This is a genomic window from Mucilaginibacter arboris, assembly GCF_009754915.1.
GTDB lineage: Bacteria > Bacteroidota > Bacteroidia > Sphingobacteriales > Sphingobacteriaceae > Mucilaginibacter_A > Mucilaginibacter_A arboris.
Genome location: NZ_WPIK01000012.1, coordinates 37,309 through 63,337, shown reverse-complemented (window position 1 = coordinate 63,337; position 26,029 = coordinate 37,309). Strand labels below are relative to the sequence as shown.

23 protein-coding genes are annotated in these 26,029 nt (G+C 37.6%); 16 read left to right on the top strand and 7 right to left on the bottom strand.

All coding sequences use genetic code 11. From position 1 onward, the window contains the following. Window positions 1-68: 68 nt before the first annotated feature. Window positions 69-653 carry an RNA polymerase sigma factor gene (locus tag GO621_RS13725; RefSeq protein WP_157567995.1) on the bottom strand — a complete coding sequence of 195 codons (585 nt, stop codon included), beginning with the start codon at window positions 651-653 and terminating at the stop codon, window positions 69-71. A gap of 277 nt (window positions 654-930) precedes the next feature. On the opposite strand from GO621_RS13725, the gene uvrA reads away from it, so the two are divergent. From uvrA to GO621_RS13700, 5 genes are all read left to right on the top strand, one after another. Further along, window positions 931-3,762: an excinuclease ABC subunit UvrA gene (gene uvrA, locus GO621_RS13720; RefSeq protein WP_157567993.1), complete on the top strand. Its 2,832-nt coding sequence runs from the start codon at window positions 931-933 to the stop codon at window positions 3,760-3,762. 97 nt (window positions 3,763-3,859) lie between these two features. Then, window positions 3,860-4,396, top strand: coding sequence for a YceI family protein (locus GO621_RS13715; RefSeq protein WP_157567991.1), 537 nt, complete (start codon window positions 3,860-3,862; stop codon window positions 4,394-4,396). Window positions 4,397-4,554: 158 nt separating this feature from the next. Continuing rightward, window positions 4,555-5,184, top strand: coding sequence for a LysE family translocator (locus tag GO621_RS13710; protein ID WP_157567989.1), 630 nt, complete (start codon window positions 4,555-4,557; stop codon window positions 5,182-5,184). Between the two features lie 125 nt (window positions 5,185-5,309). Further along, on the top strand, window positions 5,310-6,500 hold the full coding sequence (locus tag GO621_RS13705; RefSeq protein WP_198170249.1) for an L-dopachrome tautomerase-related protein: 1,191 nt from the start codon (window positions 5,310-5,312) through the stop codon (window positions 6,498-6,500). Window positions 6,501-6,627: 127 nt separating this feature from the next. Beyond that, the gene (locus tag GO621_RS13700; RefSeq protein WP_157567987.1) at window positions 6,628-6,825 is read left to right on the top strand and encodes a hypothetical protein; all 198 of its coding nucleotides are present in this window, start codon (window positions 6,628-6,630) and stop codon (window positions 6,823-6,825) included. Window positions 6,826-6,900: 75 nt separating this feature from the next. Here the strand turns inward: GO621_RS13700 and GO621_RS13695 are convergent, their stop codons facing one another. Continuing rightward, the gene (locus tag GO621_RS13695) at window positions 6,901-7,437 is read right to left on the bottom strand and encodes a hypothetical protein (protein WP_198170248.1); all 537 of its coding nucleotides are present in this window, start codon (window positions 7,435-7,437) and stop codon (window positions 6,901-6,903) included. Between the two features lie 146 nt (window positions 7,438-7,583). On the opposite strand from GO621_RS13695, the gene GO621_RS13690 reads away from it, so the two are divergent. The 8 genes from GO621_RS13690 to GO621_RS13655 all read left to right on the top strand — a co-directional run bounded on the left by GO621_RS13690 (window position 7,584) and on the right by GO621_RS13655 (window position 12,681). Then, complete coding sequence (locus tag GO621_RS13690) at window positions 7,584-7,751, top strand: hypothetical protein (protein ID WP_157567985.1); 168 nt, start codon at window positions 7,584-7,586, stop codon at window positions 7,749-7,751. Window positions 7,752-7,844: 93 nt separating this feature from the next. Continuing rightward, a complete protein-coding gene (locus GO621_RS13685; protein ID WP_157567983.1) occupies window positions 7,845-8,018 on the top strand; it encodes a phosphatidate cytidylyltransferase in 174 nt (57 codons plus the stop codon). Window positions 8,019-8,688: 670 nt separating this feature from the next. Continuing rightward, window positions 8,689-9,375, top strand: coding sequence for an acyl-CoA desaturase (locus tag GO621_RS13680; RefSeq protein WP_232335661.1), 687 nt, complete (start codon window positions 8,689-8,691; stop codon window positions 9,373-9,375). Between the two features lie 48 nt (window positions 9,376-9,423). Then, window positions 9,424-10,569: an alpha/beta hydrolase gene (locus GO621_RS13675; protein ID WP_157567979.1), complete on the top strand. Its 1,146-nt coding sequence runs from the start codon at window positions 9,424-9,426 to the stop codon at window positions 10,567-10,569. A 109-nt stretch (window positions 10,570-10,678) separates the two neighbouring features. Continuing rightward, a complete protein-coding gene (locus tag GO621_RS19310) occupies window positions 10,679-11,032 on the top strand; it encodes a type II toxin-antitoxin system RelE/ParE family toxin (RefSeq protein ID WP_317163447.1) in 354 nt (117 codons plus the stop codon). After that, window positions 10,971-11,303, top strand: coding sequence for a helix-turn-helix domain-containing protein (locus GO621_RS13665; protein WP_232335657.1), 333 nt, complete (start codon window positions 10,971-10,973; stop codon window positions 11,301-11,303). Before GO621_RS19310 ends, GO621_RS13665 begins: the two co-directional genes overlap by 62 nt. A 96-nt stretch (window positions 11,304-11,399) precedes the next feature. Then, on the top strand, window positions 11,400-11,876 hold the full coding sequence (locus GO621_RS13660; protein WP_157567975.1) for a thioredoxin family protein: 477 nt from the start codon (window positions 11,400-11,402) through the stop codon (window positions 11,874-11,876). A gap of 127 nt (window positions 11,877-12,003) precedes the next feature. Further along, on the top strand, window positions 12,004-12,681 hold the full coding sequence (locus tag GO621_RS13655; RefSeq protein ID WP_157567973.1) for an HAD family hydrolase: 678 nt from the start codon (window positions 12,004-12,006) through the stop codon (window positions 12,679-12,681). A 780-nt stretch (window positions 12,682-13,461) separates the two neighbouring features. Here GO621_RS13655 and araA read toward each other — a convergent pair. From araA to GO621_RS13630, 5 genes are all read right to left on the bottom strand, one after another. After that, window positions 13,462-14,958 (bottom strand): L-arabinose isomerase, encoded by a 1,497-nt coding sequence (gene araA, locus GO621_RS13650; protein WP_157567971.1) that lies wholly within the window; start codon window positions 14,956-14,958, stop codon window positions 13,462-13,464. Window positions 14,959-15,027: 69 nt separating this feature from the next. Further along, window positions 15,028-16,377, bottom strand: coding sequence for a glycoside hydrolase family 27 protein (locus tag GO621_RS13645; RefSeq protein WP_157567969.1), 1,350 nt, complete (start codon window positions 16,375-16,377; stop codon window positions 15,028-15,030). A gap of 24 nt (window positions 16,378-16,401) precedes the next feature. After that, entirely contained in the window at window positions 16,402-17,100 is a 699-nt protein-coding gene (locus tag GO621_RS13640; protein ID WP_157567967.1) for an L-ribulose-5-phosphate 4-epimerase, read from the bottom strand. Window positions 17,101-17,117: 17 nt separating this feature from the next. Beyond that, a complete protein-coding gene (locus tag GO621_RS13635) occupies window positions 17,118-18,806 on the bottom strand; it encodes a ribulokinase (protein ID WP_157567965.1) in 1,689 nt (562 codons plus the stop codon). Window positions 18,807-18,880: 74 nt separating this feature from the next. After that, window positions 18,881-19,588 carry an NUDIX hydrolase gene (locus GO621_RS13630; RefSeq protein ID WP_157567963.1) on the bottom strand — a complete coding sequence of 236 codons (708 nt, stop codon included), beginning with the start codon at window positions 19,586-19,588 and terminating at the stop codon, window positions 18,881-18,883. A 172-nt stretch (window positions 19,589-19,760) separates the two neighbouring features. On the opposite strand from GO621_RS13630, the gene GO621_RS13625 reads away from it, so the two are divergent. The 3 genes from GO621_RS13625 (at window position 19,761) to GO621_RS13615 (ending at window position 26,022) form a co-directional block, all read left to right on the top strand. After that, window positions 19,761-22,811 (top strand): SusC/RagA family TonB-linked outer membrane protein, encoded by a 3,051-nt coding sequence (locus tag GO621_RS13625; RefSeq protein ID WP_157567961.1) that lies wholly within the window; start codon window positions 19,761-19,763, stop codon window positions 22,809-22,811. A 26-nt stretch (window positions 22,812-22,837) separates the two neighbouring features. After that, window positions 22,838-24,397: a RagB/SusD family nutrient uptake outer membrane protein gene (locus GO621_RS13620; protein WP_157567959.1), complete on the top strand. Its 1,560-nt coding sequence runs from the start codon at window positions 22,838-22,840 to the stop codon at window positions 24,395-24,397. Between the two features lie 128 nt (window positions 24,398-24,525). Continuing rightward, complete coding sequence (locus GO621_RS13615; RefSeq protein ID WP_157567957.1) at window positions 24,526-26,022, top strand: arabinan endo-1,5-alpha-L-arabinosidase; 1,497 nt, start codon at window positions 24,526-24,528, stop codon at window positions 26,020-26,022. Window positions 26,023-26,029 lie beyond the last annotated feature (7 nt).

Genomic DNA, 26,029 nt, shown 5'->3' with positions numbered 1-26,029 from the left:
GAGATTTTAAAGTCTGTTAGCATTTGAACGGAAACCCAAAAAAAATATTATAAAGTGTAAAAATTATACTAATCTTTCAGTAACAATTCCTTGCTTAACATCATCCTTCTTAAATTATTTAAAGCGTAACGCATGCGGCCTAAAGCTGTATTAATGCTAACATCGGTAATATCGGCAATCTGTTTAAAACTAAGGTCGCCGTAATGGCGCATAATCAAAACTTCTTTCTGTTCTGATGGCAGCAAATGGATCAGTTTTTTTAAATCAATATAGGTTTGTTCGCGTACCATTTTGTCTTCTGCGCTTTCATCATACTGGCCCAAAACTTCAAAAATGTCAAAGTCCTCTCCATTGTTAACCAAAGGTGTTCTTTTCTCCCTTCGGAAATGGTCGATTACTAAATTATGTGCAATACGGGCTACCCAGGGTAAAAATTTACCTTCTTCGTTATATTTACCTGCTTTAAGTGTATTAATAACTTTAATAAAAGTATCCTGAAAAATATCTTCGGCCAGATATTCGTCTTTTACTAATAAATAAATAGATGTATATATTTTTGATTGGTACCTTCGGATGAGTTCTGTTAACCCAGCTTCGTTACCAGAAATGTACAGATTGATCAACTCCTGATCACTCGTCTCTCTAAACTCCATAGACCTGCCTACCTTATTCTTTTTAAGTGAAAAAAATTTGAAATAGTAGAGTTCTATCGATAGTCCGTTTTTAAAAGGAGTTTAAACAAATACAATATCAAATAAAATAAAATTTTTATTATAAAACAAATCAAATATTAAATTAAAAATACCTGCTTCTATTAATCTATCGGTATATTGTATCGATGAAGAGGTATTTTATATCAATGAAACGGTATTTTTGTTTTTTTATAAACAGTTTTAGCCCGATGCTTCTTTTACCATAGATAATTATTAAATGAATATAGAAACAGATACCGATTCAAAAAACCATATCTTAATAGCAGGTGCAAGGGTGCATAACCTTAAAAACCTTACCGTGGCCATTCCCAAAAATAAACTGGTCGTAATTACAGGCATGTCTGGTTCGGGTAAATCATCGCTTGCTTTTGATACGCTTTATGCCGAAGGCCAGCGCAGATATGTAGAAAGCCTTTCTTCGTATGCCCGTCAGTTTTTAGGCCGGATGAACAAACCGGACGTTGATTACATCCGTGGCATTGCGCCCGCTATTGCCATCGAGCAAAAAGTAATTACATCTAACCCGCGCTCTACCGTTGGCACTTCTACCGAAATTTATGATTACCTGAAATTGCTTTTCTCCCGGATAGGAAAAACAATTTCGCCAAAATCAGGACAAGTTGTTAAAAAAGATACCGTAACCGATGTCGTAAATTTTGCAGCCGCGTTACCAAATGATACGGCTGTTACCGTTTATTGCCCTTTGCATCCGCACAATAACAGAACATTAAAAGAAGAACTGGCTGTTTTGCTGCAAAAAGGTTTTCAAAGGGTTTTGTTTGAAGGAAAGGTTTCGCGGATAGAACAAATCCTGGAAGATACCAACGTAAAAGATGCACAATTAAAGGAAGATCATCAGGTTTTTATTGTAGTTGACCGCGTGATTATCAATTCCGAAGAAGAAACTTTAAGCCGGATTGCAGATTCTGTTCAAACTGCTTTTTTTGAAGGCCGGGGCGATTGTTACCTCCGCTATAAACCAACAGAAGAAGAACCGGAAACAGACCAGTTTTTTTGTGATCGTTTTGAGTTGGACGGGATTCGTTTTGAGGAACCTTCACCTAATTTTTTCAGCTTTAACAATCCTTATGGTGCTTGCAAAAGATGCGAAGGTTACGGCAAAACAATTGGTATTGATGAAGATTTGGTGATTCCCGATAAAAGCAAAACCATTTATGATGGCGCAATTGCGCCCTGGCGAAGCGAAAAAATGAAGGAATGGAACGATGCTTTGGTTACCAATGCCATTAAGTTTGATTTTCCTATCCATCGTGCTTATAGTCAGTTAACTGCAAAACAGCAGCAATTGGTTTGGAGCGGCAATAAATACTTCCGCGGACTGGACGCTTATTTTAAAGAGCTGGAAGAGCAAACCTACAAAATCCAGTACCGTGTAATGTTATCGCGTTACCGCGGAAAAACAACTTGTCCGGAATGCAAAGGCAGCCGTTTGCGGCAGGATGCTTCTTTTGTCAAGATAAATTCTAAGTCCATTACAGATATTGTTTTGATGCCGATGGACGAGTGCTTAGGTTTCTTCCAAAACCTAACTTTAAATCAGCAGGATGAAAAAATTGCAAAACGTTTATTGTTGGAAATCATCAATCGTTTACAGTTTTTAAATGATGTTGGTTTAAGTTATCTCACCTTAAACCGGCTTTCTAATACTTTATCCGGAGGAGAATCACAGCGAATTAATCTTGCAACTTCTTTAGGCAGCAGTTTGGTTGGTTCTGTTTATGTTTTGGATGAGCCAAGTATTGGTTTGCATCCTCGTGATACACAACGCTTAATTACCGTTTTAAAATCTTTGCGAGATGTGGGGAACACTGTTTTAGTAGTAGAACACGAAGAAGAAATTATGCAAGCTGCAGATCATTTGATTGATATTGGGCCGGAAGCTGGAACACACGGAGGAGAGTTGGTTTTTGCGGGAACTTACGATGAAATATTAACGGATGAGATTAGCTTAACTGGAAAATATTTAAGCAGGCGTGAAGAAATTCCGGTGCCAACACAACGCAGAAGCTGGAACGATTTTATACTGATAAAAGGAGCACGCGAAAACAACCTGAAAAACATTGATGTAAAATTTCCGCTTGGTGTGCTTACAGTTGTTACCGGCGTTTCCGGTTCGGGGAAAACGAGTTTGGTTAAACGGATTTTATATCCTGCTTTGCAAAAAAGCCTGGGCAATTATTCGGGAGAAAAAACAGGTGGCTACGATGGGATTGAAGGCGATATCAACAAAATAGAACAAATAGAAATGGTAGACCAAAACCCGATTGGCCGTTCTTCGCGTTCTAATCCGGTTACTTATATTAAAGCCTGGGACGATATCCGAAATTTATTTGCAGCATTGCCGGCAGCCAAAGCAGCGGGCTTAAAACCGGCAGCTTTTAGTTTTAATGTAGAAGGCGGACGTTGCGATGTTTGTCAGGGAGAAGGCGAAGTAAAAATAGAAATGCAATTTATGGCTGATATTTTTCTGCCTTGCGAAGCTTGTGGCGGAAAACGTTTTAAGCAACATGTGCTGGATATAACCTATCAGGATAAAAATGTTGCTGATATTTTACAAATGACAATTGATGAAGCGCAGATATTCTTTGAAAAAGAAACCAAAATCCTCAACAAAATAAAACCTTTGGTAGAAGTTGGTTTGGGTTATGTGCAATTGGGGCAATCATCAAACACACTTTCTGGCGGAGAAGCGCAACGCATTAAATTGGCTTCTTTCCTGATTAAAGGAAATAATGCCAGTAAAACCATGTTTGTTTTTGATGAACCAACTACCGGGCTTCATTTTCACGATATTAAAAAACTGTTGAAATCTTTTAATGCTTTATTGGAACAGGGAAATACCATTGTAGTAATTGAGCACAATATGGATGTAATTAAATGTGCAGACTGGGTAATTGATATTGGGCCGGAAGGCGGAGACCGGGGCGGAAACCTGGTTTTTGAAGGGCTGCCGGATAAATTGATAAAAGATAAAAAATCTTACACCGGAAAATTTTTAAAAGAACGGTTAAAGCCGGTAACTATTTGACATTCAAATAATAATTTTATTGTTTTAAAATAAGATGTTTAAACAATCATTTTTATTTCCTTTGTAAGTAATATTTAATCCTTTAAAAAATAATAAAATGGCAACAGCAACTAAATGGGTCTTAGACCCATTACACTCCGAAGTTCAGTTTAAAGTTAAACACCTGGTAATTTCTACGGTAACAGGATTTTTTAGAAAATTTGAAGGGAGCTGCGAAGCCCCTGAAGATAGTTTTGAAAACGCAGAAATTGATTTTACTTTAGATGTAGATAGTATTGATACTACACAGGAAGCACGCGATACACACTTAAAATCTGCTGATTTTTTTGATGCTGAAAAATATCCGAAAATCACATTTAAATCAACTTCTTTTACCAAAGTTGATGATGATGAATATAACCTGACCGGAAATTTGACCATAAAAGATGTAACCAAACCGGTTACTTTAAAGGTTGAATTAGGTGGTTCTGCAACTGATTTTTATGGAAATTTAAAAGCTGGTTTTGAAGTAAGCGGCAAAATTAACCGTAAAGATTTTGGCTTAACCTGGGACGGTATTACAGAAGCCGGATCTATAGTAGTTGGAGAAGATATAAAACTGATCATCAACGCGCAGTTTGCTAAACAGGCATAACTGTTTTAGAATATTATAAAAAAGAAAAACCGCTTAAACAGAGCGGTTTTTTCTTTTTTATAAATATGCTTCTTTTATACACTAAAAATTGTAATATGCTTGCTATAATCAAAACCTAATAAACTTTCTGTTTTAAAAAACCTGATTACTTTTGCTACATGATTTTTCTAACATTTTTTTTGGGCATATTCTGTAATTTTATTGGCTATGTTCCTCCCGGAAATATCAATTTAACGCTTGTACAAATCACTATAAATCGCGGTTTAAGGCAAGGGATTTATTTTATTTCTGCATTTTCGGTTATCGAGTTTTTTTTCACTTTGCTGATTATGCAGGGCGCCAGCTGGCTTTCGCAACAAATGAATTTATCTACTATTATTGATTGGGTAATGGTGGTATTGTTTAGTGTTCTCGGATTTGTAACCTGGCGCAACAGAAATGAAGAACCAAGCCAAAATTATTCAGATAAAGACAGTATTAAATATGGCATTATCCTGGGTTTTTTAAACCCAATGCAAATTCCGTTCTGGTTAATTACCGGCACTTATTTAATTACTCACGAATGGATAGAAGCTTCTGGTTTTGAACTGATTATTTTTAGTTTAGGTTCTGCGCTTGGCGCATTTTTATGTTTATATATCTATGCAAAGTCTGCTAATTACATCAAAAATAAATTTGCACTCAGCAGTAAAATAATCAATAAAAGTATTGCTATTTTATTCTGGAGCTTTGCCGCTTATCATATTATCAAACAAATTTATCTGGTATTTTTTAAACATCACCATTAAATATCGCTGGCATTGAAATTACAGCTACTTGTACATGCTTCTTTTATAAGGTAATTTTGGTAAGTATTGAAACCTTTCATCACGAAATTTCTAAACCTTTTCGTCATAAATCAGGTTTAGTCATCATGAAAAAAATACTAACTTACATCATGGTTGTACTGGCTGCTGGTTTTGCTTCCTGTAACAACAATAAAACCGGCAACCAGCCTTCTGCCAGTGATGCGAATAAAAACAGCGATGCTACCACCGGCAACAATGCAGGGCATAAAGCTGCAGATAACCCTAACGGAAATTCTTCTGTAAAACTTGAACAGGTTTTTTCAGATCCAACTTATCAGTTAACTGGCGTAGCCATTTCTGCAAAAGGAAGATTGTTTACAGATTATCCTTTATGGACGCCTGCTATTTATAAATATGCTTTAGTTGAAGTTTTGCCTGGTAATAAAGTTAAGCCTTATCCTGATGAAACGATGAACAGTTGGAAACCAGGTGAAAGCGGTAAAAACAAATGGGTTTGCGTACAAGCTGTTTATATAGACGATCAAGATGCAATGTGGGTAATTGATCCTGCTGCACCAAAGTTGGACAAAGTTTACCAGCAAAGCTTTAAACTTGTTAAAATTAACATGAACACCAACAAAGTTGAGCGGACTTATACTTTTGATGGCGGCATTGCCGATGAGCATAGTTATTTAAATGATGTGCGTGTAGATACAAAAAGACAGTTTGCTTATATAACTAATTCAGGAACAGGCGGAATTGTTGTGGTTGATTTAAAATCAGGAAAAGCCCGGCAAGTTTTGCAAAACCATTATTCTGTTCATACCGATAAAGATTTTAAATTTATTATTGATGGAAAAGAATTGAAGCAGGACGGACAGCCGGTTAAATTTGATTCTGATGGTATTGCCTTATCTCCGGATGGCGATTGGTTGTATTACAAACCTTTAACTGATACTAAACTGTATCGTATTAAAACAGAGTTTTTAAGAAATGATACTTTACCCGGACAAAAGCTGAAAGGTTATGTTGAAGATTTAGGAAAATATGCGGTTACAGATGGAATGGAATTTGATAAAAAGGGAAACCTGTATTTAGGTGATGTGCAAAATTCATCAATTGTAAAAATTTCTCCTAATTTAAAAATGACTACTGTTGTTAAAGATGCACGTTTAATTTGGCCCGATAGTTATTCTGTTTCTAAAGATGGTTATTTGTATGTAAGCTGTTCTCAAATTCAAAAAACGCCTGAACATAATGCAGGTGTAAACAAGCGCACTACGCCTTATGCTATTTACAGATTAAAACTTCCTTAAAAAGAAGTACCGAGTTTACAATGAATGCTGTTTTTACCGGATAAAAATCAGCATCAAAAAAAATAAAAATTTAAAAAAAGTAATTATGAGTCAATTTAGTGTTGATATACCGAGAAAAGATCACACAATGAAAGTTGGAATAGAAAAAGTGGAAACGGAATCAAGGCCAACGTATAGTTTATATTATAACAATCAGGAGTGTGGATGTATGATGGATAACGAAAATGGTATCTGGATTTATGAACCAAATGGACATGAAGCTTTAATATTAAGTGCAGAAGAAATTCAGCATTTAGGAAAGCAGATTTTGGAGCAGGCAGGTTAAAGCAACAACAATTGCTACCAAAACAAAAAGAGCTTCAGGGAATTTTTCTGAAGCTCTTTTTATTGGATAAATTTCTTATGCTAATTTTTTTTTGAAATACTTTTTTGCAGAGACCCATTCTCTATGTAAAGCGGTTTCAGAAGTTTTCTCAGCGATCGCATCAAAAGCTAAACCTGCAGCAACAGCATAAACCGCATGGTGCAAACCATCTACAGAAATGGTTTTAGCATCTTCCTCGGTTGCCGGCGGAGCAACTTCTAATGCAGGCAACATTACATTTGCTGTTCCCCAGATCGCTGCAAAATGTACTAAAGTAGCTTTCCATCCTTTTAATCCGGTTAACGAAATTAATCCGCGTGCAATTCCCCAAGATGTACCATAAGCCCAATGGATTTGCTGGGATACTTTTGATTTTTTTTCTTCATTTGCAGGCTGCATGTCAAGCACTTTAGAAGCTGCATCAGCCGGTGCAGAACTTGGTTCGCGGCCATCAATTTTCATTTCAATCATTTGCGAAATGGTGATAGCGGCAGTTCCAACAATTCCGGCCATTACGCCAATGCCAATAGCCGTTCCTAATTCATTTAAAAATATTCCTGTTTTATTTTTCATAGTAATTATGTTTTGGTTGTTGTGCAAGAACAAGAAAGCGCAAAGATTGATTGTTTTTAGTGGGCAATATCCAGAATAAAAACCTGCCAAAATGAATAGTGTAAATAGGTAGGTTTTAAACCATTCAAAATTGATAATATTACAGCATGAAAAAATGGTTTCTGTTTGGCTTATTTAGTTTAACAACTACATTTCAAAGTTGTATGGTAGTTGGTGGAGTTTTCAGGGCCGGTTTTAAAATGGGTATTTATTCCGTATTAATTTTTGTGGGATTAATTGTTTGGGTAATTTCTAAAAGGTCTAACCGCAGATGACAAAAAACAGGTGCTAAAAGAAGCATCAGCAGTCTGTGTACAAAACAATACTTAAACCATCCTGTTAGCTTCATAACTTAAACATAAAGCAAAATGAAAAAAGTAAACCTTTCTATACTTGTTGTAGCACTAATTATGGTGCTAAGCAGTTGTTCTGTTGTTGGCGGAATTTTTAAAGCAGGCGCTGCTGTTGGTATTATAGCCGTAGTTGTAGTAATACTGGTACTTATCTGGCTAATTTCGCTTTTTAGAGGAAGAAGTAATTAAGTAATTACAATTATATTTTTGGTCCGGGTTAAACAAGCGTTTAGTCCGGCTTTTTTTTGTTAAAAAAGTAAAGCTCCTGATGGGCAGGAGCTTTTACTAACCAATTATAAACCTAAATTATGAGAAGACTATTTAAAATAAAAAGAATTTTTTTCTTTCTTTTTGATAGTGTAAAGGTAACACTATCTTCTTAAAAAACAAAATATTTTTTTGTAATATTAATGTAATGAAAATTTATTTTCTGTTTTTGATGTTTTTTCTATCTTTTTTTGTTTTAAAATCAATTTTTTTGGTTGATTTCAAATTAATAAAAGCTAAAAAAGTAAAATTCCAATTAAGATATTAACAGTTTTTGTATATTTTACCCTGTATATATTATAATAGGGTATGTTTTTAATGTTTTGTTTGCTGTTTTAGTCAAAAACGAAATTATTTAGTGTGATTAGGGTTAGTATATATAAAATTAGTTAAATAAGTTCTTTAAAACTGCAATAAACTTAATTCCTGCTACTGTATCCTGCATTTTTGTTTCAAACGTTAATTAGGCTTATTTTCGCAATGCAATTAATACAAGCAAAACTAATGCCTTTATTTTACCGTTAATAAATTAGGCCCCAATAATTTTTAGATGATTATCCTTATTTTCTTTTTGTCCCACTGGTTTCTTTCTTTGTTTTTTCAAACTTTCTTTCTTCATCGTTATGCTTCGCATAAAATGTTTAAACTAAGCCCTTTCTGGGAAAAAACATTTTACCTGATGACTTATGTTTTTCAGGGTTCATCTTTTTTAAACCCGCGTGCTTATGCCATTTTACATCGGATGCACCATACGTACAGCGATACAGAAAAAGACCCGCATTCGCCTCATTTTGTAAAAGATGTTTGGGGATTGATGATCAAAACAAAAAATATCTACATGGATTACCAAAAGCATAAGATCGAACCTGAACCAGCTTTTAGAGATCGTTATCCAATTTGGAATTTTATTGATCAAATAGGCGATAGTTGGGCAAGTCGTATTGCCTTTGGCTTGTTTTACATTGCTTTTTATGTTGCTTTTGCCACCCATTGGTGGATGTTTTTATTGCTGCCAATCCATTTTTTAATGGGACCATTGCATGGAGCGATTGTGAATTGGTGCGGGCATAAATACGGTTATTCCAATTTCGATAACCAAGATCATAGTAAAAATATGCTGCCATTGGATTTTTTAATGTTAGGCGAACTTTTCCAGAACAATCATCACAAAAAACCAAACGATGCTAATTTTGCTAAAAAATGGTTTGAGGTTGATCCAACTTTTCCGGTGATAAAACTGATGCACCATTTACGGATCATCAGGCTGAGAAAAATATAATTGGAGGCGTAAAAGAACTGTCTGAAATTTATTCATCTAACTTAACCGATGGTTCGCTTTATCCTGATCTTTCTTTTATTCCTGGCGTCTTTATTGGCGGTTTTTCCGGCGCCAACTTACCATCTTTGGATACTCGCTATTCTGGTTACCGAGTTTTCCTATATTTTTATTGTCGTGCTGCTCATCGTGTTTCTGCTAAAAAGCAGGAACATTTGGTATAAAAAGGTGGGAAATCTATTTGCATTAATTGCGTTGATGCTGTTTTTATCACCTGTTTTTAGGGCTGAACGAATTGCTTCGAAACTTCCCGGTCAACTTGCTGCCACTTTTGGAAACCGGGCTTCAAACTTAGAAGTCCCTCATCTTAAAACACCTTTTTCTTTCTTTTCCATGTTTTCGGGTATCGATGGAAAAGCTGTTCCGTTTCAAACTTTCACCTACAAAACTTATCCCGGCATTAGTTTAAGTTTGGATTTTTATCCGGTAAAAACAGCATCTAAAAAACCCTGTGTTATTGTTGTACATGGCGGTTCCTGGAGCGGCGGAGACGACAAGCAATTGCCCGAATTGAACAGTTATTTGTCTCGAAGAGGTTACCAGGTTGCTTCTATCGATTATCGTTTAGCGCCAGAATATCAAAATCCTTCTCCGGTAGAAGATGTTAAAAGTGCGATCAGTTATTTAAAAGCAAATGCAGAAAAATTACAAATTGATACGAATAACTTTGTTTTGTTAGGAAGATCAGCAGGTGCACAAATTGCCTTGCTTGCGGCTTATACTTTAAAAAATGAAGGCATAAAAGGCGTAATCAGTTATTATGGCCCGGCAGATATGATTTGGGGATATGCTGTTCCGTCAAATCCATTAGTTTTAAATTCGCGCCAGGTAATGGAAGATTATCTGGGCGGAACTTATCAGCAAGTTCCCGTAAGGTATGCAGCAAGTTCTCCAATTTTACAAGTAGATGCGCAATCTGTTCCAACCTTGCTTATTCACGGTAAAAACGATGTTTTGGTTTCTTACCAGCACAGCGTTCGTTTAAATGCGAAGTTAAACCAGCTAAAAGTAAAACACTTTTTTCTGAGCTTACCTTGGGCAACGCATGGTTGCGATTACAATTTAAACGGGCCAAGCGGACAATTAGCAACTTATACTGTTGAACGCTTTTTAAACGTTGTAACTTTTGTAAAATAAGCTTGAACTATAAATATGCTGTTTCGTATATTTAATAATTATCTGTAATGCTTTTAAGTTAAATTTTAAATAAGTGGTCTAATAGGACTACTTTTGTTATTTTTGTTTCGTGAATAACAAACGTGCGCTTTTTTTCTTTAAAGATTATTTCAGGGAATTTTATCAGCAGCAGACTTGGAAAGTACAAAAGAAAATACTTTGGACGTTAAATATAATTGAAACCGTTGACAGAATTCCTGAAAACTACTTTAAACATCTTGAAAATACCGATGGCCTTTATGAAATAAGAGTACAGGTTGGCAACAATATATTTCGCATCTTTTGCTTCTTCGACAACAATAACTTAGTTGTAGTTGGGCAAGGATTTCAAAAGAAAACACAAAAGACGCCAATAAGCGAAATTGAAAAAGCTGAAAAAATTAAAAGGGAATATGATGAAGAAAAAAAATTTGACAAGCCTTAATGAATTTATAGATGAAGAAGTTGGACCTAAAGGGACAAAAAAGCGTGATGAGTTTGATAAAGGTTTTGAGGCATTTAAACTAGGTGTACTTATCCAACAAGCAAGACAAGAAAAGGGTTTGACACAAGAACAGGTTGCAGAACTTTCTGGCACAAATAAATCTTACATTTCAAAACTGGAGAAGGATTTGAAGGACATTCGTTTTTCTACCTTGCAACGTATTATTTCTGAAGGACTGGGCGGACACCTTGAAATATCAATAAAATTGTAACTTAGAAGTAAGAAAAGATTTTATATTTTACAAAGTTCTAAAAATCAATGTTACAATTGAGCAGCAGAATGTTATCTTTCTTTAAACATAAATTTGATGAGTATGAAATATTTTGGAATGCTTCTTTTACCAATACTTTTTTCGGTAGCTTCCTTTAAAACAAGTGTTCCTGCCAAAACTTCTACCGAAATAAAAGCAACTTCCGCAGATAAAATTACTTTTATTGAAAATGATTGGAATGCAGCGGTAAAAAAAGCATCGGCGCAAAAAAAGTTCATTTTTGTAGATTGCTACGCCACATGGTGCGGCCCTTGCAAAATGTTGAAAATGCGCACTTTTACCAATAAACGTGTTGCTGATTTTTTTAATCAAAACTTTGTGAATGTTTCTATTGATATGGAAAAAGGACAAGGTCCGGCTTTAGCGCAACAATGGAGATTACAAGCTTATCCAACCTTAATTATTTTTGATGAAAATACAAAACCTGTTTTAGGAACAATGGGTTTTATGAACCCAAACGATCTGATGGCTTTTGCAGAACAGGCTTTGAAGCAGAAAAAGGCGGAAAGGTAAAAGGCGGAAAGGCAAAAGGTAGCAGACTTTTGTTTTTTATTTGCGGGCGCAGATCAATTGTCAATCGATCAATAGAATTTATCTCCTGTTCTAAGCAACCTTTGTGGGCAACAATTGTAATCTAAGTATGGATAACAATCAGCAACCCGATAAGGCTTTTTTATTTGATATGGACGGAACCATGGCCGATAATATGAAATTTCATGCAGAAGCCTGGTTTGATATATTAAATGACGATTTAGGTGCCGGTTTAACCAAAGAAGAAGTTAAAAAAGAAATGTACGGCAAAAATCCGGAAGTTTTAGAACGGATCTTTGGAAAAGGAAAATTCAGCCAGCAAGAAATGGACGAGTATTCCATGAAAAAGGAAAAAGATTACCAATCGAGGTTTAAGCCGCATTTAAAGCTGATTGATGGTTTGGAGGATTTTTTAAAAAAGGCTGATGAACAACAAATACCAATGGCGATTGCTTCTGCAGCCATCCCTTTTAATATTGATTATTTGTTAGATCATACCCATTCGCGCAATTATTTTAAAGCGATAATAAGTGCAGATGATGTAGACAAGAGCAAACCCAACCCCGAAACATTTTTAAAAGCCGCGGAAGCATTGGGTGCGAAACCGGAAGATTGCATCGTTTTTGAAGATGCGCCCAAAGGCGTGGAAGCAGCCAAAAATGCAGGAATGAAATGTGTTGCCTTAACAACCGCTCACGAAGAAGCCGATTTTAAAGAACACGATAATGTGTTGTATTTTATTAAGGATTATAGGGATGAGCGAGTGTTGGAATTGCTGAAGAAATAAGGATTTAGACCTATAAGGTTTCCAAAAACCTTATAGGTCTAAAATTATATTATAGGTCTGAATCCCGATGTTATATCCATGAGTTTTTCAAAAACTATATAGATACAAATCCCTATAAATCTTGAATATTTATTTTGGTAGACACAGTTTTCCAATCACCGATAGCTCTGGTTAATTGATATTGTGCACAGGGTTTTTATGGATATACCAGATGTAAGCCGTCAAGCCGCTGTCTTCTTTCACCTTGCTTCTCGTTAGGTAATCCATAAATATAGACCCTTTACTTTAAATATAGACCCTTTACTTTGATAAATTTTATTAAAAGCTTTAGTATAACTATTTAAAAAATTGCTGAATCGTTCCATGATAAAATCTGATAAATCATGCTTAAGGGGATCATAACTGATTTTTTACATCTTCAAAATATTGAATAATCTGTTCTTCCCCTTTTATTCTCGCTACCAGATGAAAATGATTAAGAATCAAAGCATAACCATACAATTGACAAACTCCTGCGGCATGCTGTTTAAGTTTTTGAAGAAAAAAAAGGTAATTGTCTTTACATACAAACAACTTTCACTGCCAACAGCTCTTGAAAAGAGATGGTACGTATCGCCGGTTAAAGTGGTTGGTGGTATATTGTCATCTGCTTTTTTTGAACGAAGCTTATTACTACTAATCTAAACCTACTAAAATGAACCTTTAAGGTTTTACAAACCTTAAAGGTTATTCAATCTAGTAACGGCCTTTTCTTCAAACGGTCATGCTTCTTTTACCATCCTAAAATTGGCAATAAGCAGCTTCACTCCAACGCAACTCATTACGCAGTTGGTTCAATTTAGTGTCGTGATCGATCATCACACATTCAATACCAGCAATAGCTGCAAAATCCTGCAGGTGTTCAGAAGTTAAATTCTGGCTGAAACAAGTATGATGCGCGCCACCAGCATAAATCCAAGCTGCGCAGCCGGTTTTCATATTTGGCATTGGTTTCCATAACACACGCGCTACAGGTAGTTTTGGTAAATCGTGCTGGGGTTCTACGGCTTCTACGGTATTAACCAATAAGCGGAAACGGTTGCCCATATCTATTAGAGAAGCATTTAAAGCTGGTCCTCCGCCAGCGTTAAACACCAAACGAACAGGATCGGCTTTGCCGCCAATGCCTAAAGGATGAATTTCGCAACTTGGTTTTCCGTTAGCCAATATCGGGTCAACTTCCAGCATGTGCGAACCTAAAACCAATGGATTGGAAGGATCAAAATGATAGGTGTAATCTTCCATAAAAGCATTTCCACCCGGCAGGCCGCTTCCCATAACTTTCATCGCGCGTACTAAAGCTGCTGTTTTCCAGTCGCCTTCTCCGGCAAAACCATAACCTTCGGCCATTAAACGTTGTACGGCAATTCCGGGCAATTGAGCCATTCCATGCAGATCTTCAAATGTATCGCTGAAACCTTTAAAACCGCCTTGTTGCAGGAAAGTGCGCATACCAATTTCAATTTTGGCTGCTTCTTTTAGCGATGAAAATTGTGCGCCGCCTTTACGCAAACCTTCAGCTAAAGTATAAGTATCGTTATATTCTTCAGTTAATTGGTCAATCGCTGAGTCGGATGTTGCGTTAATTACCTGCACCAGATCACCAATTCCGTAAGTATTTACCGAGAAACCAAATTTTAATTCTGCTTCAACTTTATCGCCATCTGTTACCGCTACAAAACGCATGTTATCACCAAAACGGGCAAATTTTGCGCCTTGCCAATCGTACCAGCCGGCAGCAGCACGGGTCCAGGCTGCAATTTCTTTTTGTGCTTCTTCATCTTCAAAATGGCCAACTACAACTTTTCTGTTAATGCGCATCCGGGATACGATAAAACCAAATTCACGGTCGCCGTGTGCACTTTGGTTCAGGTTCATAAAATCCATGTCCATGGTAGCCCAGGGAATATCACGATTAAATTGAGTATGTAAATGGAGCAATGGTTTTTGCAGGACTTTTAAGCCGTTAATCCACATTTTAGCAGGAGAAAAAGTATGCATCCAGGCAATAATGCCAATGCAATTTTTCGCCGTATTGGCTTGCTGGCAAATCTGATAAATTTCTTCTGTCGTTTTAACTGTCGGCTGGAATACTACTTTTACCGGGATTTCTTTTGATGCATCCAAAGTAGCAGCAATTTGTTTAGAATGTTCTGCTACCTGGTTTAAAGTTTCTTCGCCATATAGGTGCTGGCTGCCGGTTACAAACCAAACTTCCAGTTCTTTTAAATTGATCATATTGATAGTTTTAGTGATATTTTGATTGAGTGATATTTTGATTCAGTGATTTTGTAATGGGGTGATTGTTTATTGTTTAGAAATTCGATATAAACCTGCTCCGTGCGGATTAATTTGTGGCGTAAATTCTCTTGAAAAGGTTCCTAAACTCTGGTGGCTCCATAAATCATTGATTTTACAAGTTGAATTTATTCCAAGTTGATTTAAGGTTACCGGAATTTTTGCTGCTTCTGCTTGATCTGTTGGGTTAAAAACAGCCAGAAATTTATCGCCTGTTTTCGGATCATCAGCTACCCAAGCAACAGCCTGTTCTGTTCTAAACAATTGTTTATTGTTGGTGCTGTTTTTAAGCACCTTTAATACTTCTGTATTGTTGATTAAAGAAAGCGTAAAAGCATCGTTAGAAGGCAAATCTCCGCCAAACATCAAAGGCGAACGGAAAATGCACCATAAAGTCATTAAGGTATATTGTTCATCTTTTGTAAAAGCCGTCATCCGGTTATTGCCTCTTTCGGCACGTATCCCGATTCTTCCTAAAGGTAACATATCACCGTCTGGCCACGCACCTTCTTTTCGGTACGGATTCCATCTTTCAAAAACGTCAAAATGGTCTTTCAGCATTTTCCAATTATCCCAGAAATCATCAACAGTGCGCCACATGTTAGCATGATCTGCTACATGTTCTGCATCTGCTACAGGCGTTTCTCCGGGAGAAGTACTTAGAACTATTTTTCGTCCGCATTGATCGATTGCTTTTCGGATCATTTCCACTTCCTTGGTATGATAAGGGCGCGATAAATCATCAACCTTAACAAAATCCAACCCCCAGGAAGCGTAGAGTTTGAAGACCGAATTGTAATATTCCTGTGCACCAAGACGTTCGGCAACTACTGTGTACATATCTTTCAGCCATTCGCATTGCAGCTCTGTGCTGTAAATATCTTTTGCTGTTGCTTTACTTCCTAATATCGGTAGGTTCCGTTTTACAGCTTCTACCGGAATGCCTCGCATGATGTGAATACCAAACTTTAAACCTTTACTGTGGATGTAATCTGCAAGCGGTTTAAAGCCTTTTCCATTTGTAGCCGAAGGAAAACGGTTGACAGCAGGCTGAAAACGGCCATATTGGTCCAATACATAATCCGGATTGGTTTGGTTATAACCATGCGCTTTATCGTTGCCAACATACCATCGGATATCGACCACGATATATTCCCAACCTACTTTTCTAAGGTTTTTTGCCATGTAATCTGCGTTCGCTTTTACTTCGGCTTCGGTTACTGTTGGCCCATAACAATCCCAGCTGTTCCATCCCATAGGTGGAGTTGCGGCCCATTGGTAGAAATCCTTTTGCTGGGAAAATGTATTTCCAGCAGAGCAAAGAAGAATAAGTACGAAAGCAAAAAGCAGATTTTTCATCGATAAAAGAAGTATTAAAATAGCTTACTGCCCGTAATAAGCATCTTTTCCGTGCTTTCTTTCGTAATGCTTCTGGATTAACGCAGGTTTGAGCCGTGCAACCTGCGGGTTGATTTGTTCGGTAAGATAAGCCATTCGGGCAACTTCTTCCAAAACCGCACTGTTATAAACTGCTTTTTCCGCTGTTTTTCCCCAGGTAAAAGGAGCATGGTTTCCAACTAAAATCATTTCCATTTCCTGATAAGTCATTCCTTTTTCCTGCAAGCAATTCATAATCTGAAAACCGGTTTGGTACTCGTAATTTCCCTGTATCATTAGATCGTCCATTGGTGGCGCACAAGGAATATCCATTGTATTATGATCGGCATGAGTAGTTCCGTAAATTGGAACATCGCGCTGCGCCTGTGCCCACGCAGTACCATAAGTAGAATGGGTGTGAACAATTCCGCCAATGGTTTTCCAGTATTTATAGAGAACAGCGTGCGTTTGGGTATCTGATGATGGCCTGTGTGTTCCTTCTACTGTTTTACCTTCAAAATCAACGATCACCATATTTTCCGGCGAAAGCTGATCGTAAGGAACGCCGCTTGGTTTAATAGCGAAAACGCCTTGTTCGCGTTCAGCAGCGCTTACATTACCGAAAGTAAAAAGCACCAGGCCCAATTTCGGCAACTGCATGTTCGCTTCGTAAGCGCTTTGCCGGATCAAATCGTATTTACTCATTTTTATGAATGCTGTTTTTATAAGGTAATTTTCATCGTTTCTGTTTCGATGGCTTTTCCTAAGCTGATATAACTTTTATATCGCTTTGCATAAATGGCAACATTTTCTGGATTAGGCTGATATTCGGCATCAAAACCTTGTCCCATTGCCGCCATTGCATCTTCCACCTTTTCGTAAATGCCTGCAACCGTTGCAGCAAACATAGCAGCGCCAATAGCACAGGTTTGTTCTGATTTATGGATACGGATCGGCATATTCATTACATCTGCCATCATCTGCATAATAAAAGGAGATTTTTTTGCCACGCCGCCTAAACCAATTAGTCCTTTTACTGCAACGCCTTCTTTATTAAACCGGTCAACAATGCTTTTAGCGCCAAAACAAGTAGCTTCGGCCACAGCGCGAAAGATGGAAGGCGCGTTACTGCCCAAACCTAAATTTGCTATGACACCTTTTAATTCCTGGTTAGCATCTGGCGTACGCCGGCCGTTTAACCAATCTACAGCCAGTTCGCTTTTTTCATTTAAGGGGATTTTAGCTGCTTCTTTGCTTAGTTCCGGGATCATTTTATCAATCATTTCCTGCATTAAATTTCCTGCAGTTGCCTGATCGATAATTTTAGTTGATAAAAGAAGCTCTTTCATTGGCCAAACCAGAATACTGCGGAACCAGGCATAAGAATCGCCAAAAGCAGACTGGCCTGCTTCCATGCCCATCATTCCGGGAATGATCGATCCCGGAACTTGTCCGCAAATACCTTTTACAAGTGTTCCTTCTACTTCCGCCGTTGGCGCAACCAGCATATCGCAGGTAGAAGTACCCATTACTTTACTTAAATGATAAGGCTCGATCTGCCCGCCAACAGCGCCCATGTGTGCATCAAAAGCGCCTACACCAATTAGTACATCAGTGGTTAAACCTAATTTTTCTGCCCATTCTGCGCTTAATTTTCCGGCAGTTTTGTCGGAAGTGTAAGTGTCTTTAAACAACCGGGAAGTAAACCCTTTCAAAAGCGGGTCCCAGGACGAGAAAAATTCATCCGGCGGTAAGCCATCGTATTCTTCTGCCCATAAAGCTTTATGTCCGGCTGCACAAACGCTGCGTTTCATATTAGTAACGTTTTTTCCTCCGGAGAGTAAAAACGGAATCCAGTCGCAATGCTCTACCCAGGAATAGCATGCTTCCCGTACTTTTTCATCTACCCTTAAAATGTGCAGTAATTTTGCCCAAAACCATTCGGATGAATAAATTCCGCCTACAAACTGTAAATAATTGATTTCCGATTTTTGGGCATGTTCGTTCAGTTCAGCTGCTTCTTTTAAGGAAGTATGATCTTTCCATAACACAAACATCGCGTTTGGATTATCTGCAAACTGCGAAAGAAGAGCTAATGGAGTTCCGGTTTCATCAACGGCAACCGGAGAAGAACCGGTTGTATCGATAGAAATTGCTTTAATAGATTCCGGGTTAATTTTTCCGGCTGCTTTCTTCAGGCAGTCTTTTATAGTAAACTCCAAACCTTCCACATAATCTAAAGGGTGTTGCCTAAATTGATTTAAAGGTGCATCACAATACAACGCCTGCTGCCAGCGGGGGTAATTGAAAACTGACGCTGCCATTTCCTGTCCGTTTGCTGCATTTACAATTACTGACCTCACCGAGTCGGTACCGTAATCCACACCAATTACAAATTGATCTTTTTCCATAGGTTTAATTGGTGTCTAATTAACACTTAAAAATTTAAAAATAAAAGCAGCAAGGTTATAAATGAAAAACTTTTTTACAGAATAAGGTTTTCCGGATTAGGGACAAAGTTAAAAAATGCCTGGAAATTATTTTTATACCGCTCTTTATCAAGGATATAATAGAAAGCACCCTTTTTGGAATTTTCTTTATCTTTTTCTTTTTGCCTGATCAACAAACCAGTAGAAAGCAATTTCCTGCTAAAATTTCTCTTATCAAAAGAAGCGCCGTAAATGCCTTCGTACAGGTTTTGTAATTGCGGAACGGTAAATTTTTCAGGAAGGAGTTCGAATAAAATAGGGTGGAGAGCGGCTTTATAACGCAACTTCTGCTTGGCCATTGCCACCATTTCTGCATGGTCGAAGATCAGGTTTGGCGCCAGATCAAGCAGAAACCACTCGGCGTGATATTCATGACTGATCTGCTTTTCGTATTGGTGGATATCGATCAAGGCAAAATAAACAATTCCAATAGTTCTTTCCAGCGGGTCTCGCTTTGGATCGCCAAAAGCCTGCATTTGTTCCAGGTAAACCCCTTCTAAACCGGTTAGTTGCTTTAGTATCCGGTTTGCTGCCTGGTCAAGGCTTTCTTCAGGCTGGATAAAACCACCCATTAAGCTCCATTTCTTTATTTCAGGTTCAAAACCTCTTTGTATTAATAAAATCTTTAAATGGTCACCGTCGAAACCGAAAATAATACAATCAACGGCAACAAGAACACGGGTTTGACCGGAGTATCTGATCATACAGGTTAAGATATAAATTATATACAATATTATAATAGTTTAAAGTAAAATCAATAGAAATTATTAAGTGTATAAAAGAAAAATAATTTTAAATGTACTCTTGACATTTAAAAAATTTTCATACCTTAGATTCTCGAAACCCTCCAATTGTGAACTTTTAATTAAATTAATTATGAACCTATTTAGACTAAAATTTTTAATCAGGTATCGGCTTTTAGCTGTTCCTGTTTTTTTGTTAATATTATTTTCTACTAATCTTAAAGCACAAAGCAATTTGATTAAAGGAGTAGTAAAGGACGAAAGTGGTAAACCGCTGCCCGGTGCTTCAGTAACAGTAAAAGGGACTGCAATCGCAGTAGCAACTGGCCTTAACGGCGATTTCGCAATTAACGCAACAAACGGTACAACGCTTGTAATTAAGTTTATTGGTTATAATACACAAGAGGTTGTAGTGGGTGATCAACAAAATTTAGCTATAGCATTAAAAGCGCAGTATAACTCTCTTAATGAAGTTGTAGTTGTGGGGTACGGAACCCAAAAGAAAGAAAACCTGACAGGTTCTGTAGCAGTGGTTAATGTGGCTGACGCAGGTAAACGTGTTACGAATGATGTTGCACGTGCTTTACAAGGACAAGTTGCTGGTGTGCAAGTTAATGGTTCAGGTGTACCAGGTGAAGGTGTATCCATCCGTATTCGTGGTGTTAGTTCTTTAACTAATAATAACCCTCTTTATATTATAGATGGAGTACAAACTCAAACACCTTATGATTTTCCTGTAGGCGATATTGAGAGTATACAAATAATTAAAGATGGTTCAGCTGGTGCAATTTATGGTTTTCAAGGTGCAAATGGCGTAGTACTGATCACCACTAAAAAAGGCAAGGCCGGACCGTTGAAAATTAATTATAATGGTTATTACGGCAGGCAGTATAACCCTAAAAAACTATCTGTTACAGATAGGATAGGATATCAGAAAATTGCGGATGCTGCTGAAACAAATGCCGGCCTATCTTTAGCACCAGGAAATGATCCTACATCCAGTTTATTTATTAAAAATGTTAATACCGATTGGCAAAAAGAAAACTTTAAAACAGGTACTACCCAAAATCACGAGCTTAGTTTTTCTGGAGGTACTGATGCTACTACCTATAATTTGGCTTTTGGCTACTATAATCAAACTGGAACAGTAACTGCCGGACCTAATTACGAACGTTACAACATGAGTGGTAATTTGCAAGGTAAAAAAGGTATTTTTTCTTTTGGGGCTAAAATGGCTTTTACGGAAGCCTATTACAGGAACTTAGCGTATCCACGATTACATGGTACAGGTAATGAGGTTATTGATATGATTACAGCAATACCAACCATGCCAGTGTATGATCCAAAACGCGAAGGTGGATATGGCGGTGTAGATCAAAATACACAAAGGGCAATATCATTAAACGTAATAGGGGTCAATAACTTGATTCAGAATAACAGTCAGCATGACCGCTTTTTAGGTGCTACCTGGGCTGAGCTTGAATTTTTCAAAAACTTTAAATACCGCCTGAATGTAACTTTTGACAGAACCGATTTCCGCAATTTTTATTTTGAGCCAACGTATGATTTGGGATGGTTCTATCCAAGTATTGCAGCTTACCATAGTGATGCCCGCGGAGAAGCTTATACTGCACTGGTGGAAAATACTTTAAGTTATAAATTTTCAGTAGAAAAGCATAATGTTGAATTACTTGCAGGTACATCCTATCGCAGGGATGAAGCTAACAATATCACAGGTACAGCTAATAATCTGACCCAGCCTTACAGTTATTCCTTTGATAATGTTAGCAATCAAAGTAACACTTCTTTGTTTGGCAATTCGGGAGAACGTAAATTCTATTCGCCCATATTTGGCAGGGTAAATTATGACTACGATGGAAAGTACCTGTTAACAGCTAATTTCAGAAGAGACGGCTCTTCGCAATTGCGTCCGGAAAACAGATATGGTAATTTTGCCGGTGCTTCGATTGGTTGGAATCTGAATAAAGAAAGTTTTCTGCATCTTCCGGAAACTATATCAAACTTAAAGCTTAGAGCAGGTTATGGTGTGCAAGGCAATATCAATTCTTTAACAAGTTGGTATCCTTACCAAACTATCGTAAACGCGAACGCCAGTTATGTATTTGGTAATACACTGGCTCCCGGTACTACGCAAACCCAGGTATTCGATCAAACCAATAAATGGGAGCAGAAAAAATCTACCAATCTCGGTATAGATCTAAGCTTGTTCCATGATCAGTTGTCTTTTACAGGAGAATATTACAATAATAAAATTGATGGTATTCTGCTAGCCGTGCCTATTCCTATTTCAGTTGGTGCAATTAACACGCCTACCGTAAATGCAGCCTCATTTACTAATAAAGGTTTGGAGTTTTCGGTAACCTATCACAGCAAAAGTAGGGGTTCTTTTCATTATGATATAAGCGCCAATGCCTCAACATTAAAAAACAGAGTGTTGTCATTAGGAACGGGTAATAACCCAATTTACGGCGCTTTCAGTAAAACTGCTGTAGGAGGCGAGGTTGGACAGTTGTTTGGTTATGTTACAGAAGGTATTTTCCAAAATACAACTGATATTAAAAATCATGCAACTCAGCCAAATGCTGCTGTTGGCGATATTAAATTTAAAGATTTAAACGGCGATGGCACTATTACTGATGCTGACAGAACTTATTTAGGTTCGGCAATTCCTAAACTTTATTATGGGTTTAACATTAATCTTGCTTACAAAAACTTCGATGCAACTCTCTTTATCCAGGGAAATTATGGCAGCAAAATAGCTAATGGAGTTTATCAGGCATTAATGACAGGCCAGTACGGCAACCAAAGTACAGATGAGCTAAATTATTGGACTCCAACTAATACTAACACCAATGTACCTCGCCCAATAATTGGTGATCCTAACGGAAACGGCAGAAACTCCGACAGATTTATCCAGAGTGGAGGGTTTTCCCGTTTACAAACAGCACAACTCGGATATACTATTCCTACTGCCTTGTTAAACCGAACTCATGTTTTTAAAACTTTCAGGGTTTACTTATCAGGCCAAAACTTGGCTACCATAACAGGATATAAAGGTTACGACCCTGATTTTGGTAATGATGGAACTCTTAACCGTGGATTTGATTATGGATCGTTCCCTAATCCGCGCACTTTCTTATTAGGTGTACAAGTTGGTTTATAATTATTAACAGATTAATAAGTAGAATAATGAAAAATATATTTAAAAAAGCAGCAGCAGTAGGTATAACGCTATCTGTTATTACCATAAGCTGTAAAAAATCTGCCTTAGATACAGTTAACCCAAATGCACAAACCACAGAAACATTTTGGAAAACATCCGACGATGCAGTTAAAGGTATAAATGCGGTTTACGGAAGTTTAATTATCGATGGTTCTTATATGCGTTTTACACCTGTAGTACAGAACACCAGAGGCGATGACTGTGTAAGCAACAGCCCATGGGATCAAATATATAATATGGGGAAATTTAATATGGCAAGCAGTGGTGATGGCGTTTTATTTTCCTGGACCGCTTACTATCAGGGAATATTGCGTGCTAATGAAGTACTACAATATGTGCCAGCTATCACTATGGATGATGCCCTTAAAACAAGGGTTCTTGGTCAGGCATATTTTTTACGTGGCTTATTTTATTTTCACCTGGCGGATTTCTATAAAAATGTGCCAATGCCTTTAACGCCTGCAGAATCAAGTGCAGATTATTTTGCAAAGCAAGTACCTCAAGACCAGGTTTGGCAACAGGTAATTAGCGATTTTACAAAAGCAAAAGATATGCTACCAATAAGCTATACAAGCCTGAATTCGGTAGATAATCAAATTGGAAGGGCTACTAAAGGCGCAGCAATGGCTTATCTTGGTAAAACCTATCTTTTTATAAAAGACTATACAAATGCTTCCACACAATTTAAAGCAGTAATTGATCAGGGCACTTATAGTTTAATGCCTAATTATTACGATAATTTCTTTTTAAATGCGGAAAATAACCAGGAATCTGTATTTGAAGTCCAGTTTTCAAGAGACGCAGGAGGTACAGATTTAGGTTGGGGCGGCGATCCTTCATCAGGATGGGGCCGCACTTCCGCAAGGGCCGTAACGTTTGGTGCAGCCAGCTTTGGTTTTGGCGATGTGCAGCCTTCTACAGCATTATACAATGAATTTTTACAGGAAAAAACCACTGCCGGTGCTGTTGATCCACGTTTAGATGTAACAATGTATTATAACAAGCCCGGAGAAAAACTGTATGGAGTTAGCTTTGCAACTGCTTATGCCGGAAGTTCATCTTTAAATGCTTTATGGTGCCATAAATATGAAAATGGAGATACCGGCCAAACAAATGAATACGATTGGAGATCTGGTATCAATGAAAGGCTAATGCGTTATGCAGACGTGTTGCTAATGTATGCAGAATGTTTAAACGAATTGGGAAACACGACACAAGCATACTCTTACATTCAACAAGTACGCAGCCGTGTTGGCTTGCCTGATTTAGCAACAACAAAACCAGGTATGTCACAGGCACAAATGCGTGATCAGCTCGCACATGAAAGATTCCTGGAATTTGGTTTGGAAGGCCATCGTTTTGATGATATTCGCCGTTGGGGATGGTTACAGGATGCTACTAAACTTGCAATGTTAAAGGCAAGAGACCCTGAATTTAATTCTTATGTTCCAGGTCGTGAGTATCTTCCAATACCCCTTACCGAAATTCAAACCAATGCAAACGTTACACAAAATACAACTTATTAACAACAGTAGTTTTTGAACCTGTTTTTCCCGCCGACTGCAAAATTGCCGGCGGGATAACGCATTTTATAAAAAAAGGCAGTATAGATAGCTGTATTTGCAATTAAACTAAATTAAAACCTTAATAGCTTATGAGAAAAGGTAAATATTTTCTGCTTATTGCAGCTATAGCATCCATAATTACTTCATGTAAAAAAGGGTCAGAAACTTCGGGAAATACTTCTGGTGGAAGTACTACCGGAACTGGCACTACCACCACAACTACCACTTTTGATGTTAGCTCCATTACAGATACTTATGCAGATATTGCTCCTTTTACTTATTATCCAAAATGGACTGTTTATAATGTTCATGATCCTTCCATCAAAAAATTTGGTGATTATTATTACTGTTACAGTACAGATGTTGGTTATGGCATTACGGTACGTTCAGGCATACAAATACGAAAGTCAAAAGATCTGGTGCAATGGGAATATGTCGGCTGGGTATTTTCATCATTGCCTGCACAAGGAGCAGCATACATCAAATCAAAAGGAGGAACACCTTATGATGCATTATGGGCGCCTTATGTAATGAAAGTTGGCAGTGAATATCGTCTGTATTATTCGCTATCTTCTGCCACGGCAAGGCTAAGTGTAATTGGCTTAGCAACTGCTTCTTCGCCGGAAGGGCCATGGACCGAAAAAGGTTTGGTAGTAACTTCAGCAAATGATAATACTACACAAACCAATGCAATAGATCCTACTGTGGTAACTACACCTGCGGGAGATCAATGGATGTACTATGGATCCGCCTGGGATGGAATATACGCCTTGCAGTTAAATGCAAGCACAGGTTTAGCTGCTTCTGATGGCAACAAGGGTACCCGGATTGCTAATCGCGGCTTCACTAATGGCGCTTATAATGGTAATATTGAAGGTGCAGAAGTAATTTATAATGCCGCATTAAATAAATATTATTTGTTTATTTCTTATGATTGGCTTCAAACCAAATACAATGTTAGGGTAGCTAAAGGTGATAATCCGCAGGGCCCTTTTTATGACTTTAACGGACATAATATCAACTTAAATGAAGATCACGGGCCAATGATTGTGGCTCCTTATCAATTTATGGGACATGGAGGATGGCAAGGAACTGCTCATTGTGCTGTTTTTGATGATGGAAACGGACAGTATTACATGGCGCATCAAGGCAGGCCAAGCGTAGATTCTTATTTTATGGATTTACATGTGCGGAAAATGTTTTGGAATTCCGATGGCTGGCCGATAGTTTCGCCGGAACGTTATGCTAATGTTTCACAAACTGATATTGCTGCATCAGACTTAGCTGGAACTTGGGAACAAATTATTTTAGGTTACACCGTTGTTCCGGGTTATGCAACAGAACAAACAAACCCTAATTTACAGGTTGCAACTACCCTGACTTTAAGTGCTGATGGTAAAGTTAATTCGGATGCAAACAGTACCTGGACTTATACCGCGCCATGGCTACAGCTAAAAATGGCAGATGGAACTACAAGTAAAGTTTATGTTTCCAGAGAAAGAGACTGGGAAAATAAAGTAGCTTCAACATTAGTTTTTACAGGATTGAATAATGTAGGAACGGCTATCTGGGGAAAGAAAAAGTAATCAAATT